Consider the following 13,919-nt stretch of genomic DNA (forward strand, 5'->3'; position numbering starts at 1 on the left):
CATGACCCAGAACCCCCTCCACGACGAAGCCCTCGGCCGCGAACAGGTCGCCCGCACCACCTTCGAGAAGGAAGCCGTCTGGCTGCCCCTGCTGGGTGTCCAGCACCTGAATGCCGGGGAGACCGTCATTCGCGGAAAGACCTTCACCGACTGCGTCATCCAGGGTCCGGCCGTGATCGCGGCCATGGGCGGGGTGTCGCTGGAAGGCTGCAACCTGGGAGCCACGACCAATCCCAGAAGCCTGATGCTGCGGCCGCTGGGCGATCACATCATCGGGGCGATCGGCCTGGTGGATTGCCGTTTCGTGCGCTGCAAATTCGTCCAGATCGGCTTCACGGGACCCGAGGCCGTGCTCGATGATCTGGCGGCCGGCCTGACCGGCCTGTCCACCGAAGGGACCGGCGCATGACCCCGGGTTTCCAATTCGCCGCCTATGGTGCCGGTCCGATCTACACGGGTCAGCGGATCTGGCTGCCGCTGCTGATGCATGAGGTCGCGCTGGGCGGTGCCTCGGTGATCGAGGGCCGGACCTTCATCGACTGCGAGCTTCACGGCCCCGCCGTGATCGTGCCGGTCTCGGGCTGCGACTTCGCAGGCTGCAACCTGGGTTCGGCCGACGGCGACATGGCCAATCTGATGCTGCAACCCCTGGGGCCGACCAAGATCACCGGCTGCATTCCGTTCCGCGACTGCCGGTTCGAGCGGTGCGGGTTCTTCTCGGTCGCCTATACGGGCGCGCCGGACTTCCTCGACGGCCTGCGCGGCATCGGGGTGCAGCCGTGAAGTTCACGCTCGCCTGGCTGAAGGACCATCTGGAGACCACCGCCGATGCGGCCCAGGTCGCCGACGCCATGACCATGGCGGGGCTGGAGGTCGAACACGTCACGGACCCCACCGTCGCCCTGGCGCCGTTCACGGTGGCCCGGATCGTCTCGGCAGAACGCCACCCCAACGCCGACCGGCTGCAGGTCTGTCAGGTCGAGACCGTCGACGGGATGAAGGAGATCGTCTGCGGCGCCCCCAATGCGCGCGCGGGCCTGACCACCATCTACGCCCCGATCGGCGCCTATGTGCCCGGCCTGGGGGTCACCCTGGTCGAGAAGCCGGTGCGCGGCGTGGTGTCCAACGGCATGCTCTGTTCGGCGTCCGAACTGCAACTGGCCGACGACAGCGACGGCATCCAGGAACTGCCGCCGGAGATCCCCGTCGGCACGCCGGTCGCCCGGCTGTTCGGGGCCGATCCCGTCATCGATTTCGAGGTGACGCCGAACCGGCCCGACTGGCTGGGCGTCGCCGGGATCGCGCGTGATCTGGCCGCGACAGGCCTGGGCAAGCTCAAGCATTTCGACATCGCCATGGTGCGCGGGGCCTTCCCTTCGCCGATCGCGGTGCGGATCGAGGCCCCCGGGATGTGCCCGGTGTTCGCGGGACGGCTGATCCGGGGCGTGACCAACGGCCCGTCGCCCGACTGGCTGAAGCGGCGGCTGGAAGCGATCGGCCTGCGCTCGATCAACCGGCTGGTCGATGTGACCAACCTGATCGCCTACGACCGCTGCCGGCCGCTGCACGTCTATGATGCCAGGAAGTTGGTCGGGTCCGAGATCGTGGTGCGGGCGGGGCAGCTGTCCGCCGGTGCCGCCCACATCGCCGAGGGCACCCACGAGCATCTGATCGCGCTGGACGGCAAGACCTACACCGTCGATCCGGCCATGTGCGTCATCGCCGACGCAGGCGGCGAGCGCCCCATCGGCCTGGGCGGCGTCATGGGCGGTGAGTCCACCGGCTGTTCGGACCAGACCACCGACGTCTTCGTCGAGAGCGCCTGGTTCGATCCCATCGTCACGGCCCAGACCGGCCGGACCCTGACGATCAACTCCGACGCCCAATACCGGTTCGCGCGTGGCGTCGATCCGGCCTCTGTCGTGCCGGGGCTGGAACTGGCCACCCGGCTGATCCTCGACCTGTGCGGCGGCGAGCCGTCGGAGATCGTGCTGGCGGGCGAGCACCCCGCCAATCCGGCACCGTTCGCCTTCGATCCCGACTATGTGAAGCGGCTGTCGGGTCTCGACCTCGCCCACGACCGGATCGGCACCATCCTGGGGCAGCTCGGCTTCCTCATCACGGCCGGAGAGACCGCCGGGACCTGGACCGTGACCCCGCCGTCCTTCCGCCGCGACGTCGAGGGGCCAGCCGACCTCGTCGAAGAGGTGGCCCGGATCGAGGGCTTCGACGCCCTGCCCGACACCCCCCTGCCCGACCAGACGCCGTCGTCGAAAGGCGTGCTGTCGCCACGTCAGGCGCGGGTGCGGCTGGCCCGCCGCGCCCTCGCCGCCGCCGGTTACGCCGAGGCCGTCACCTGGTCCTTCACCAAACAGTCCACGGCCGCCCTGTTCGGTGGCGGTGACGACCGGCTGGTGCTCGAGAACCCGATCGCAGCCGATCTGGACTGCATGCGGCCATCGGCCCTGCCCAATCTGATCCAGGCGGCGGCGAGGAACGCCGCGCGCGGCCACCCCGACGCCGCCCTGTTCGAGATCGGCCCCATCTATCTGAGCGACCAGCCGGACGGCCAGCGCACGGTGATCGCCGGTCTGATCGCCCCCTCGCCCGCGCGTCACTGGAGTGGCGGCGCGGAAGACGCCCTGTTCGGCCTCAAGGGCGACCTGATGGCGGTTCTGGAGCAGATCGGCGCGCCGGTCGGGTCGTTGCAACTGGTCCAGGGCCAGAACCGCGACTGGTGGCACCCGGGCCGTTCCGCACGCCTCCAGCTCGGCCCCAAGACCGTGATCGCCGAGTTCGGTGCCGTCCATCCGCGCGTGCTCAAGGCGCTCGACGCCGACGGCCCCATGCTGGCCTTCGAGATCGTGTTGGACAGTGTTCCGGAGCCCAAGGCCCAGAAGGCGGGGGGGTCCAAGACGCGCGGCTCGGCCAGCCTGTCACCCCTGATGCCCCTGACCCGCGACTTCGCCTTCGTGGTCGAGGACGGCCGGGCGGCGGGCGACCTGATCAAGGCGGCGGCGGGCGCGGACAAGGCGCTGATCGCCGAGGTTCGGGTGTTCGACGTCTATCGCGGCACCGGCGTGCCGGAGGGGTTCAAGTCGGTGGCGCTGGAAGTCGTCATCCAGCCCCAGGCCGCAACCCTGACCGAGGCTGAGATCGAGGCCGTGTCGGCGCGTGTGGTGGCGGCGGTCGAGAAACTGGGTGGCAAGCTGAGGGGCTGACCCTCAGACCACCCCCCGCGCCCTGAGCTCCGCGATCTCATCGGCCGACAGGCCCAGACCGCCCAGAACCGCGTCCGTATGCTGGCCCAGCACCGGCGGGGCGTGGCGGTATGCGACCGGGGTGCCGGACATCCGCAACGGGCTGGCGACGCCGGGGGCCGTGCCGCCGGCCTCGTGGGCCATCTCGACCCGCAGGGCGCGCGCCCGGACCTGGGGGTCGTCGAAGACCTCGCCGATGACGTTTATGGGGCCGCAGGGGACGCCCGCCGCCTCCAGCGCCCCGACCCACGCCTGCGTCGTCCGCATGGGCGTCAGAGCCTCGATCAGGGGAACCAGCACATCGCGGTTGGCGACCCGCGCCGGATTGGTCGCATAGGCCGGGTCGCCGCCCCATTCCGGATGACCCAGAACTCCGGCGAAGGCGCGGAACTGGCTGTCGTTGCCGACCGCCACGATCATGAAGCCGTCGGCGGTGGGAAACTCCTGATAGGGCACGATGTTGGGGTGGGTGTTGCCCATCCGGCCCGGCGACACCCCCGAGACGAGGAAGTTCGACGCCTGATTGGCCAGACAGGCGACCTCGACGTCCAGCAGGGCCAGATCGATCTGCTGCCCCTCGCCGGTGCGTTCCCGGGCGGCCAGCGCAGCCAGAACCCCCACCACCCCGTACAGGCCGGTCAGAAGATCGACCACCGCAACACCCGCCCGCTGGGGCCGCCCGTCCTTCGGCCCCGTGATGCTCATCAACCCGCCCATGCCTTGCAGCAGCAGGTCGTAGCCCGGCCGCGCCGCATAGGGTCCGGTCTGGCCGAAGCCGGTGATCGAGCAATAGATCAACCGTGGATTCACGGCCTTCAGACTGTCGTAGTCGAGGCCGTATTTGGCGAGTCCGCCGACCTTGTAGTTCTCGATCAATATGTCCGATTGCGCCGCCAGCCGACGTACCAGGGCCTGGCCCTCCGGCTTGGTGAAGTCGATGGTGACGGAGGTCTTGTTGCGGTTGGCGGCCAGATAATAGGCGGCCTGATCGGTCGGTTCGCCCGCGCCGTCGGCCAGCCAGGGCGGCCCCCATTTGCGGGTGTCGTCGCCCTCGCCCGGTCGTTCGACCTTGATGACCTCGGCCCCCAGATCACCCAGAACCTGCGATGCCCACGGCCCGGCCAGGATGCGCGACAGGTCCAGCACCTTGATCCCGGCCAGGGCACCGCCCGCCGTCTTCTCGCCGTCCGCCATCGTCGTCTCCGTCATCGTCCTCGTCTCGCACGACAGGCCGCCGCGTGGAACCTTTGGCGCCGATCGCCGTCCTGGGGCATTAGGGAACCATGAGCCGCATGACCGCCCTTCCCGATGGAACCCTGATCCCCGTGCTCGGCCAGGGGACGTGGGAGATCGGCGACAGCCTGAGGACCGGCGACGCCGAACAGGCGGCCCTGTCGCGCGGGCTCGACCTGGGCCTCAGCCTGATTGACACGGCCGAACTGTACGGCAACGGGGCGTCCGAGCGGCTGGTCGGGGAGGTGATTCAGGGTCGTCGCGACGAGGTCTTCCTGGTCTCCAAGGTGCGACCCGAGAACGCCGGCGAGATGTCGATGATGCTGGCCTGCGAGCGCAGTCTGGAGCGGCTGGGGGTCGACCGGCTGGACCTGTATCTGCTGCACTGGGAAAGCCGCCACCCGATGGACGAGATCATCGCCGGGTTCGAGGAACTGGTCGACGAGGGGATGATCGCGCGCTGGGGCGTATCGAACCTGGACATGCGGGCCATGACCATCATGGAGGGGATCGACGGGGCCGAGCACTGCCAGACCAATCAGGTCCTCTATCACCTGGGCTCGCGCGGGGTGGAGTTCGACCTGCTGCCGTGGATGCAGGAGCGGACCATGCCGCTGATGGCCTATTCGCCGCTCGGGCGGGGCGAACTGCTGGAACATCCCGCCCTGATCGCCGTCGCCGATCGCCACGGCGCGACCCCGGCCCAGATCGCCCTGGCGGCCCTGATGCTGCGTGAAGGGGTCGTCCTGATCCCCAAGGCATCGACGATCGCCCACGTCGAGGACAATGCCGCCGCGCTCGACATCCAGCTGGACGGCGAGGACCTCGAGGCTCTGGATCGCGCCTTTCCGCCGCCCACTAGCGAACAGCCGCTCGACATCATCTGACGCGGTTCGCCTGACGCGCGAACCTGTACGAAAGGCGCAGGTTTCGTTCAGATCGCGTTCATTCGATGAACGTCATTCCTCGGTTCGCCGATCAGCATCGGCCCTTGGGGGGAACCAGGGACAACAGCATCGGTCAGGCGAAGGGCGTCGTTGGGGGACAACGTCCGAAGCGCTTGATTGAGGGGCCGGCGCCCACACGCCGGCGCCATGAGCGGCGGCCTTGTCGGGGGACGGGGCCGCCGCTTTCTATTCTCCTCCCCGTTCGCCGCTTGGCGAATGGGGAGGTGGATCCGAGCTCTTGCGAGGAGACGGAGGGGGCGACTCGGTCTGTCCGAATCGATCAAAAAGCCTCCACATTACGCAGCGTGTCGCCCCCTCCGTCACGGCGCTGAAGAAGCGCCGCGCCTGAGGACGGCTCGTATACGAGCCGCCCGCAGCCCCATGCCTTCGGCACGGGGAGGAGAAGATCAGGCCGCGGCTTTCTGAGCGCCTTCGAAATTGCCGTAGAAGGTCTCGCCCTTGGCCGCCATGTCGCGCAGCAGCTGGGGCACCTTGAACCGGTCGCCATAGGTCGCCGTCAGCCGGTCGCAGGTCTCGACGAACGTCGACAGCCCCGTCTGGTCGATCAGGGTGATCGGCCCGCCGGTCCAGGGCGCGAAGCCCCAGCCCAGGATGGCACCCAGATCGGCCTCGCGCGGATCGTCGATGACCCCCTCTTCCCAGCAGCGCGCGACCTCGACGGCCTGGCGGTAAAGCAGACGGGTCTTCAGCTCGTCGATCTGGGCGAAGGCTGTGGGCTCTTCCGGACCGTCGATGCCCTTGGTGGTCGGGGCCAGTTCGGCGAGGCCCGGCCAGATGGTCTTGGGCTTGGAGGCATAGTCATAGAAGCCCATGCCGTTCTTGCGGCCGAAACGACCTCCCTCGACCATCTTGGCCACGATGTCGGCTCCCTCGGCCGGGACGAACTTGTCGCCCAGGTCGAGCGCCGTCTGTTTGGCGATCTTGTAGGACAGGTCCAGAGCGACGTCGTCGTGCATCTCCAGCGGGCCGCGCGGCATGCCGGTCATCCGACCGATGTTGTCGATCAGGGCCGGGGCGTAACCTTCTTCCAGCATCGCCATGCCTTCCATCAGGAAGGTGGAGAAGCAGCGGCTGGTATAGAAACCGCGCGAGTCGTTGACCACGATCGGGGTCTTCTTGATCTTGAGGATGTAGTCCAGCGATTTGGCGATCGCTGCCTGACCGGTCTTCTCGCCCAGGATGATCTCGACCAGCATCATCTTGTCGACGGGCGAGAAGAAGTGGATGCCGATGAAGTCTTCGGGGCGAACCGACGCTTCGGCCAGGCCGGTGATCGGCAGGGTCGAGGTGTTGGAGCCGAAGATGGCCCCCGGGGCCAGCTGGGCCTCGGCCCGCTTGGTGACGTCGGCCTTGATCTCGCGGTTCTCGAACACGGCCTCGATGACCAGGTCGGAGCCCTTGATCAGGTCATAGTCGGTGGTCGCCGTGACCGAACCCAGCAGGGCGTCGTATTTGGCCTGATCGATCGCGCCCTTGGACAGACGCTTCTTGAGCAGGTCGGCGACGTGCGCCTTGCCCTTGTCGGCGGCGTCCTGATCGCGGTCGATCAATATGGTCTCGATCCCGGCCAGGGCCTGAACATAGGCGATGCCCGCGCCCATCATGCCCGCGCCGATGACCGTGACCTTCTTGGGATCGGACTTGGGGATACCGGCGGGACGCACGGCACCCTTGTCGAGCTCCTGCTTGGACAGGAACAGGGACCGGATCATCGCCTGGGCCTGGGGCGTCATCAGGGTCTTGATGAAATAGCGGGTCTCGATCCGCAGGGCTGCGTCCATCGGCACCTGCAGGCCCTCATAAACCGCCTTCATCAGGTTGATGGCGGCCGGGAAATTTCCATACGACTGCTTGCGGATCATCGCGTTGCCGACGAGGAAATTCTGCATTCCGGCCGGGTGGTAGGGGCCGCCGCCGGGGATCTTGAATTCCTTGGTGTCCCAGGGCTGGACGCCCTTGCCGCCGGCCTTGAGCCAAGCCTTGGCGGCCTCGACCTCGGTGCCCGGGGCGACGACCTCATGCACCACGCCCGCACCCTTGGCGTCATTCGGACGCCACGAGGAACCCGCCGTCATGGCCATCAGTGCCGCCTGGACGCCGATCAGGCGCGGCAGACGCTGGGTGCCGCCACCGCCGGGGAACAGGCCGACCTTGATCTCGGGCAGGCCCAGCTGGATCTTGGGGCTGTCGCCGACCACGCGGTAGTGGCAGGCCAGAGCCAGCTCCAGACCGCCACCCAGCGCAAGGCCGTTGATCGCGGCCGCCACCGGCTTGCCGCAGGTCTCCAGCGCGCGCAGGGCCCCGTTGAAGCGCCAGCCGGCGTCATAGGCGCCCTGAAGGCCCCCGCCGCCCGCCAGCATTCCGCCGGAGATGTCGCCGAGGTCAGCGCCCGCGCAGAAGCCCGAGGCCTTGCCCGAGGTGATCACCGCGCCCTTGATGGCGTCGTCGGTCTTGAGACGTTCGACCAGGGTCGGCAGCTCGGCCATGACGCCATTGGTCAGGGTGTTCATCGACTGGCCTGGCACGTCGAAGGTGACGAGCGCGATACCGTCGGCGTCGACGTCGATCTTGAAGTTTTCCATCGGTGTGATCCTCAAACGCGTTCGATGACGGTGGCGGTGCCCATGCCGCCGCCGATGCACAGTGTGATCAGGGCGGTGGACTGGTTCGACCGCTCCAGCTCGTCCAGGGCGATGCCGGTGATCATGGCCCCGGTGGCCCCCAGCGGGTGGCCCATCGAGATGCCGCCGCCGTTAACATTCATTTTCGCGTGGTCGATGTCGAGCGCCTGCATGTAGCGCAGCACGACGGCGGCGAAGGCCTCGTTCAGCTCCCACAGGTCGATGTCGGCCGTGGTCATGCCCAGCTTGCCGAGCAGCTTGCGGGTCACATATTCCGGTCCGGTCAGCATGATCGACGGCTCGGAGCCGATCGAGGCGCCGCCCAGGATCTTCGCCCGCGGCTTGAGGCCGAGGGCCTTGCCGGCCTCAAGCGTGCCGATCAGGACGCCGGCCGATCCATCGACGATACCGGACGAGTTGCCGGGGGTATGGACGTGGTTGACGCGCTCGACCTCGGGGTAACGCTGGCCGATCACGGCGTCGAAGGCCATCTCGCCCATCATGGCGAAGGAGGGGTTCAGCCCGCCCAGGGACTGCATGTCGGTGGTCGGGCGGATGGTCTCGTCATGGTCCAGCCGGACCAGGCCCAGCTGATCCTTGACCGCCACGACCGATTTCGAGAACCGGCCCTCGGCCCAGGCGCGGGCGGCGCGCTTGTGGCTCTCGACCGCATAGGCGTCCACGTCGTCGCGGCTGAAGCCATACTTGGTGGCGATCATGTCGGCCGAGACGCCCTGGGGCGCGAAATAGGCCGCGATGGCCGCCGAGGGGTCGATCGGCCAGGCGCCGCCGTCCGAGCTCATGGGCACGCGGCTCATGGCCTCGATGCCGCCGCCGACCGCGAAATCGGCCTCGCCGGATTTCACCTTGGCGGTCGCCATGTTCACGGCTTCCAGGCCCGAGGCGCAGAAGCGGTTGACCTGAACGCCGGCCGTCGTCTGGGCCCAGCCGGCCGCCAGAACGGCGGTGCGCGCGATGTCGGCGCCCTGTTCCCCGATGGGCGTCACGCAGCCCAGGATGACGTCGTCGACCCTGGACGTATCGAGATCGTTGCGATCACGCAGCGCCTCCAGAACCTGCGAGGCCAGGCTGAGCGCCGTGATCTCGTGCAGGGAACCGTCCTTCTTGCCCTTGCCGCGCGGCGTGCGCACCGCGTCGTAGATATAAGCGTCGGCCATGTGACTCAGTCTCCATTCAGGACGGTTCGAGCGTGAGCGCCACAAAGCCTACGTTTACGTCAACGTCAAGTAAGAAGCGTCAGACGTCGAACCGCACCCCTTGCGCCAACGGCAGTTCCGCCGAGAAATTCACCGTCTGGGTCTGGCGGCGCATATAGGCTTTCCAGGCGTCGGAACCGGATTCGCGCCCACCTCCGGTGTCCTTTTCGCCACCGAAGGCCCCGCCGATCTCGGCGCCGGACGGGCCGATATTGACGTTGGCAATGCCGCAGTCCGAACCCCAGGCCGACAGGAAGGCCTCCGCCTCACGCACCGAGTCGGTGAAGACGCAGGAACTCAGCCCCTGCGGCACCGCATTCTGCATCTCGACCGCCTCGTCGAAGGTCTTCCAGGTCACGACATAGAGGATGGGGGCGAAGGTCTCGTGCCGGACCACATCCGTCTGGCCCGGCATCCGGACGATGGCGGGCCGCACATAGATGCCCGGCGACCGGGGCCGGGTCCCGCCGACGAGGACCTCGCCTCCTTCACCCTCGGCCTGTCTCAGAGCGTCGTCGAAGGCCGCGCCGGCGTCCTCGTCGATCAGCGGCCCGACCAGAACGCCGGCCTCGCGCGGGTCGCCGCAGGGCAGGGTCTCATAGGCCTTGACCAGCCGCTCCAGCAGGGCCGGGGCCACGTCCTCATGCACCAGCAGGCGTCTCAGGGTCGTGCATCTCTGCCCGGCCGTGCCGACGGCGGAAAAGGCGATGGCCCGCACCGCCATCTCCAGATCGGCCGAGGGCGTCACGATCATGGCGTTGTTGCCGCCGAGTTCCAGCAGCGACCGGCCCAGCCGCCCCGCCACCACCGTGGCCACTGCCCTGCCCATCCGCGTCGAGCCGGTCGCCGAGACGAGCGCCACGCGCGGATCGGCCGACAGGGTCTCGCCGACGCCCCGCTCGCCGATCAACAGTTGCGCCAGGCCCTCGGGCGCATCGCCAAATCTCGCCATGGCCCGGTCGAACACCGCCTGCACCGCCAGGGCCGTCATCGGCGTCTTTTCCGACGGCTTCCAGATCACCGGGTCGCCACACACCAGAGCCAGCGCCGCGTTCCAGGCCCAGACCGCGACCGGAAAGTTGAACGCCGTGATGATCGCCACCGGCCCCAGGGGCTGCCAGGTCTCGCGCATATGGTGGCCGGGCCGTTCGCTGGGCAGAGTCAGGCCGTACAGCTGGCGCGACAGGCCGACGGCGAAGTCGCAGATGTCGATCATCTCCTGAACCTCGCCCAGGCCCTCGGACACGACCTTGCCGGCCTCCAAGGTGACCAGCATGGCCAGGTCGTCCTTCGACGCCCTCAGTTCCTCGCCGAGTAGCCGGACCAGTTCGCCACGTCGGGGCGCCGGCACGCGCCGCCAGCTCAGGAACGCCTGCACCGACCGATCGATCGCGGCTTCGACCGCATCCGGCGTCGCGGCGGCCAGCGTCCCCGCCTCTGACCCGTCGATCGGCGAACGCGCCGTGACGCCGCCCTCGCTCCAGACGGCGTCCGGCACGCCCAGGCGGGACAGGATCGCGCGCGCCTGATCGGCGGCGGTGGAGGTCTGGGCGGGGGTCGGATCGGTCATCGGGGCTCTCTCGTCTGGTCCCCGGCTGTAGCGCCGTCGCGGGCGACAAGGAACCGCACGTGTTGGGCCGGGTTCTGACGCACACCCCCTTGAAGGAGACGATCGATGCGAATTCGCGATGTGATGAGCAAGGATGTCCAGGTCGCCCGGCCGACCGACAGCCTGCGCGAGGTGGCTGCCCGGATGGGCGCCGGAGACTTCGGCTTCATCCCCGTCGCCGACGGCGACAAGCTGGTCGGGGCCATCACCGACCGCGACATCGCCATCCGTGCCGTGGGTGCCGGCCTCGGCCCCGAGGCGACGGTGAGCCAGGCCATGAGCTCGACCGTGACCACGGTGCTCGATTCCGACCCGCTCCAGGCCGCGCTCGACGCCATGGCCGCGGGCAAGATCCGCCGCCTGCCCGTCGTCGACAAGCACGAGCGGCTGGTCGGGGTCGTCTCGCTGGGCGACCTGTCCACCCGCGTGAAAGAGAAATACGCCGGCGAAACCCTGGAAACCATCTCCCGCCCGAACTGAGGTCATCAGGGGGCGTTCTCCGCGCTGGTAAATGCCCCCTTAACCCTGTCCGCGCGACACTCGCGGCTCGACCCTTCCGGAGAGCTGCGCCCGTATGTCCGCCGTCATGATCATCGGCAATCGCGCCTGGTTGAGCGCCCGCGTGCTGTGGGACGCGCCCTTCATGGTGCGGTTCCGGGGCGTGCTTCAGGCCCTGCTGGCGACCCTGCTGGCGGTGGCGCTGGTGTCGTGGAATCCGGCCGATCCCAGTTTCAACGCGTCGTCGGGCGCGTCCGCGACCAATTGGCTGGGTGACAACGGGGCCCTGTTCGCCGATCTGGCCATGCAGTCCCTGGGTCTGGCCGCCTGGCCGATGACCGCCCTGCTGATCGCCTTCGGCCTGGCCCACGCGATCGGTGAGGCCATCCAGCAAAGGCTCAAACCCACGCCGCTCAAGGCCCTGTCGGCGACCGGCGGCGTCCTGATGCTGTCGGCCGCGCTCTCGGCCCTGGCCGCCCCCGCCGCATGGCCGCTGGCGGCCGGCATGGGCGGCCTGTGGGGAGACGCCGTGTCCGGCGTGACCATCGGCGGCCTGACCGCCCTGCGCATCCCCGGCGCGGCGATCATTGTCGGCCTGCTGTTTGGCGGTCTGGGCCTGTGGGCCACCGGCTATGCCGTGGGCCTGCGCATTTCGGATTTCGGCGAGGCCACCGCCTGGGCCTCTGGCCTGCGCCGTCGGCCCGCACCGGTCGCAGCCGCCCCCGTTCGCAAGCCCCGTGCGCCGCGCGCCGCGCCGACGGCCGCTCCGCTTATCATGCCCGAGGTCGAGCCTGCGCTTTCGACCCGCACCCGCGCGCCGGTCGAGGAGCCCGCGCTGGAAGATGTCGACGCCGCCCCGCCCTGGGACGAGCCCGCGCCGTATGCCCCGGCTCCCGCCCCCCTCGCCTCGACCGAACCCCGCGTCGCCGCCCCCAAGGCCCCCAAGAAGCGCGCCGTTGACGACGACCAGATCGGCTTCGAGTTCACCCGTCCCGAAGGCGCCTTCGACCTGCCCCCGCTCGGTATCCTGACCAAGCCGCTGGCCCGCGTCGGGGCCGTGGACGAACACGCGCTGAAGCAGAACGCCAAGATGCTGGAGGGCGTCCTGGCCGAGTTCGGCGTACGCGGCGTGATCGACCAGATCCGCCCCGGCCCCGTCGTCACCCTGTACGAACTCGCCCCGGCCCCCGGCGTGAAGCACGGCCGGGTCGTGGCCCTGTCCGACGACATCGCCCGTTCCATGTCGGCCCGCGCCTGTCGCATCAGCGTGGTTCAGGGCCGCAACGCCATCGGCATCGAACTGCCCAACGCCAAACGCGAAACCGTCTATCTGCGCGACCTGCTGTCCAGCGCCGAATACGACAAGAAGGGCCATCTGCTGCCGCTGGCGCTGGGCGAGACTATCGGCGGCGAGCCCTATGTCGCCGACCTGGCCCGGATGCCCCACCTGCTGATCGCGGGCACCACCGGATCGGGCAAGTCGGTGGGGGTCAACGCCATGATCCTGTCGATCCTGTACCGGCACTCCCCCGCCGAATGCCGCTTCATCATGATCGACCCCAAGATGCTGGAGCTGTCGGTCTATGACGGCATTCCGCACCTGCTGGCCCCCGTCGTGACCGATCCCAAGAAGGCCGTCGTCGCCCTGAAATGGACGGTGCGCGAGATGGAGGACCGCTATCGCCGGATGTCCAAGCTGGGGGTCCGCAACGTCGCCAGCTACAACGACCGCGCGCGCGAGGCCCAGGCCAAGGGCGAGCATTTCGAGCGCACGGTCCAGACCGGCTTCGATGACCAGGGCCGCCCGGTCTATGAGTCCGAGAAGATCCGCCCCGAACCCATGCCCTATCTGGTCGTGGTCATGGACGAGATGGCCGACCTGATGCTGGTCGCCGGCAAGGATGTGGAAGGGGCCGTCCAGCGCCTGGCCCAGATGGCCCGCGCCGCGGGCATCCACCTGATCATGGCCACCCAGCGTCCGTCGGTGGACGTCATCACCGGCACCATCAAGGCCAACTTCCCGACCCGGATCAGCTTCCAGGTCACCTCCAAGATCGACAGCCGAACCATCCTGGGCGAACAGGGCGGCGAACAGCTGCTGGGCCAGGGTGACATGCTCTACATGGCCGGCGGCGGCCGCATCACCCGCCTGCACGGCCCGTTCGTGGACGACAAGGAGGTCGAGGACGTCTGCAAACACCTGAGGGCCCAGGCCGAGCCCGACTATCTGGACCTGATCACCGACGATCCCGACGGCGACGGCGACGCGGCCATGGGTGGCGAGGACGGCGGAGGCTCCGGCGACGACCTCTACGACCGTGCCGTCGCCGTGGTCACCCGCGACCGCAAGGCCTCGACCAGCTACGTCCAGCGCCGCCTCCAGATCGGCTACAACCGCGCCGCCTCCCTGATCGAGAGAATGGAACAGGAAGGCGTCGTCTCGGCCGCCAATCACGCCGGCAAGCGTGACATCCTGGCCGGACCCCCGCCGATGGCGTAAGGCCGGGGCGACC

General features: G+C 68.7%; 10 protein-coding genes. 6 read left to right on the top strand and 4 right to left on the bottom strand.

Annotation, left to right across the window (positions count from 1 at the left end; genetic code table 11):
- Position 1: 1 nt before the first annotated feature.
- From O5K39_RS01940 to pheT, 3 genes are read left to right on the top strand one after another with little or no spacing between them, the layout of a single operon-like run.
- Entirely contained in the window at positions 2-409 is a 408-nt protein-coding gene (locus O5K39_RS01940; RefSeq protein ID WP_271145627.1) for a hypothetical protein, read from the top strand.
- Complete coding sequence (locus tag O5K39_RS01945; RefSeq protein WP_271145628.1) at positions 406-783, top strand: hypothetical protein; 378 nt, start codon at positions 406-408, stop codon at positions 781-783. Before O5K39_RS01940 ends, O5K39_RS01945 begins: the two co-directional genes overlap by 4 nt.
- Positions 780-3,221, top strand: coding sequence for a phenylalanine--tRNA ligase subunit beta (pheT, locus tag O5K39_RS01950; protein ID WP_271145629.1), 2,442 nt, complete (start codon positions 780-782; stop codon positions 3,219-3,221). The genes O5K39_RS01945 and pheT overlap by 4 nt, the downstream gene beginning before the upstream one ends.
- Positions 3,222-3,224: 3 nt before the next feature.
- On the opposite strand, the gene O5K39_RS01955 is transcribed toward pheT, so the two are convergent.
- A complete protein-coding gene (locus O5K39_RS01955; RefSeq protein WP_271145630.1) occupies positions 3,225-4,469 on the bottom strand; it encodes a CaiB/BaiF CoA-transferase family protein in 1,245 nt (414 codons plus the stop codon).
- Positions 4,470-4,552: 83 nt separating this feature from the next.
- Here O5K39_RS01955 and O5K39_RS01960 point away from each other — a divergent pair, with 83 nt between their 5' ends.
- Positions 4,553-5,380 carry an aldo/keto reductase gene (locus O5K39_RS01960; RefSeq protein WP_271145631.1) on the top strand — a complete coding sequence of 276 codons (828 nt, stop codon included), beginning with the start codon at positions 4,553-4,555 and terminating at the stop codon, positions 5,378-5,380.
- A gap of 467 nt (positions 5,381-5,847) precedes the next feature.
- Here the strand turns inward: O5K39_RS01960 and O5K39_RS01965 are convergent, their stop codons facing one another.
- The 3 genes from O5K39_RS01965 to O5K39_RS01975 form a co-directional block, all read right to left on the bottom strand.
- Positions 5,848-8,043: a 3-hydroxyacyl-CoA dehydrogenase NAD-binding domain-containing protein gene (locus O5K39_RS01965; protein WP_271145632.1), complete on the bottom strand. Its 2,196-nt coding sequence runs from the start codon at positions 8,041-8,043 to the stop codon at positions 5,848-5,850.
- 11 nt (positions 8,044-8,054) lie between these two features.
- Entirely contained in the window at positions 8,055-9,260 is a 1,206-nt protein-coding gene (locus tag O5K39_RS01970) for an acetyl-CoA C-acetyltransferase (protein WP_271145633.1), read from the bottom strand.
- A 79-nt stretch (positions 9,261-9,339) separates the two neighbouring features.
- On the bottom strand, positions 9,340-10,869 hold the full coding sequence (locus O5K39_RS01975) for an aldehyde dehydrogenase family protein (RefSeq protein ID WP_271145634.1): 1,530 nt from the start codon (positions 10,867-10,869) through the stop codon (positions 9,340-9,342).
- Between the two features lie 105 nt (positions 10,870-10,974).
- Here O5K39_RS01975 and O5K39_RS01980 point away from each other — a divergent pair, with 105 nt between their 5' ends.
- The gene (locus tag O5K39_RS01980; protein WP_271145635.1) at positions 10,975-11,388 is read left to right on the top strand and encodes a CBS domain-containing protein; all 414 of its coding nucleotides are present in this window, start codon (positions 10,975-10,977) and stop codon (positions 11,386-11,388) included.
- A 106-nt stretch (positions 11,389-11,494) separates the two neighbouring features.
- Entirely contained in the window at positions 11,495-13,906 is a 2,412-nt protein-coding gene (locus tag O5K39_RS01985; RefSeq protein ID WP_271147210.1) for a DNA translocase FtsK 4TM domain-containing protein, read from the top strand.
- Positions 13,907-13,919: the final 13 nt, after the last annotated feature.

Origin of the sequence: Brevundimonas sp. NIBR10 (assembly GCF_027912515.1) — a bacterium.
Classification (GTDB): domain Bacteria; phylum Pseudomonadota; class Alphaproteobacteria; order Caulobacterales; family Caulobacteraceae; genus Brevundimonas.

Coding starts and splice junctions, on each gene's coding strand:
- O5K39_RS01960 (WP_271145631.1), top strand. CDS start 4,553: ATGACCGCCCTTCCCGATGGAACCCTGATCCCCGTGCTCGGCCAGGGG.
- O5K39_RS01975 (WP_271145634.1), bottom strand. CDS start 10,869: ATGACCGATCCGACCCCCGCCCAGACCTCCACCGCCGCCGATCAGGCG.
- O5K39_RS01940 (WP_271145627.1), top strand. CDS start 2: ATGACCCAGAACCCCCTCCACGACGAAGCCCTCGGCCGCGAACAGGTC.
- O5K39_RS01945 (WP_271145628.1), top strand. CDS start 406: ATGACCCCGGGTTTCCAATTCGCCGCCTATGGTGCCGGTCCGATCTAC.
- O5K39_RS01970 (WP_271145633.1), bottom strand. CDS start 9,260: ATGGCCGACGCTTATATCTACGACGCGGTGCGCACGCCGCGCGGCAAG.
- O5K39_RS01965 (WP_271145632.1), bottom strand. CDS start 8,043: ATGGAAAACTTCAAGATCGACGTCGACGCCGACGGTATCGCGCTCGTC.
- O5K39_RS01955 (WP_271145630.1), bottom strand. CDS start 4,469: ATGACGGAGACGACGATGGCGGACGGCGAGAAGACGGCGGGCGGTGCC.
- O5K39_RS01980 (WP_271145635.1), top strand. CDS start 10,975: ATGCGAATTCGCGATGTGATGAGCAAGGATGTCCAGGTCGCCCGGCCG.
- O5K39_RS01985 (WP_271147210.1), top strand. CDS start 11,495: ATGATCATCGGCAATCGCGCCTGGTTGAGCGCCCGCGTGCTGTGGGAC.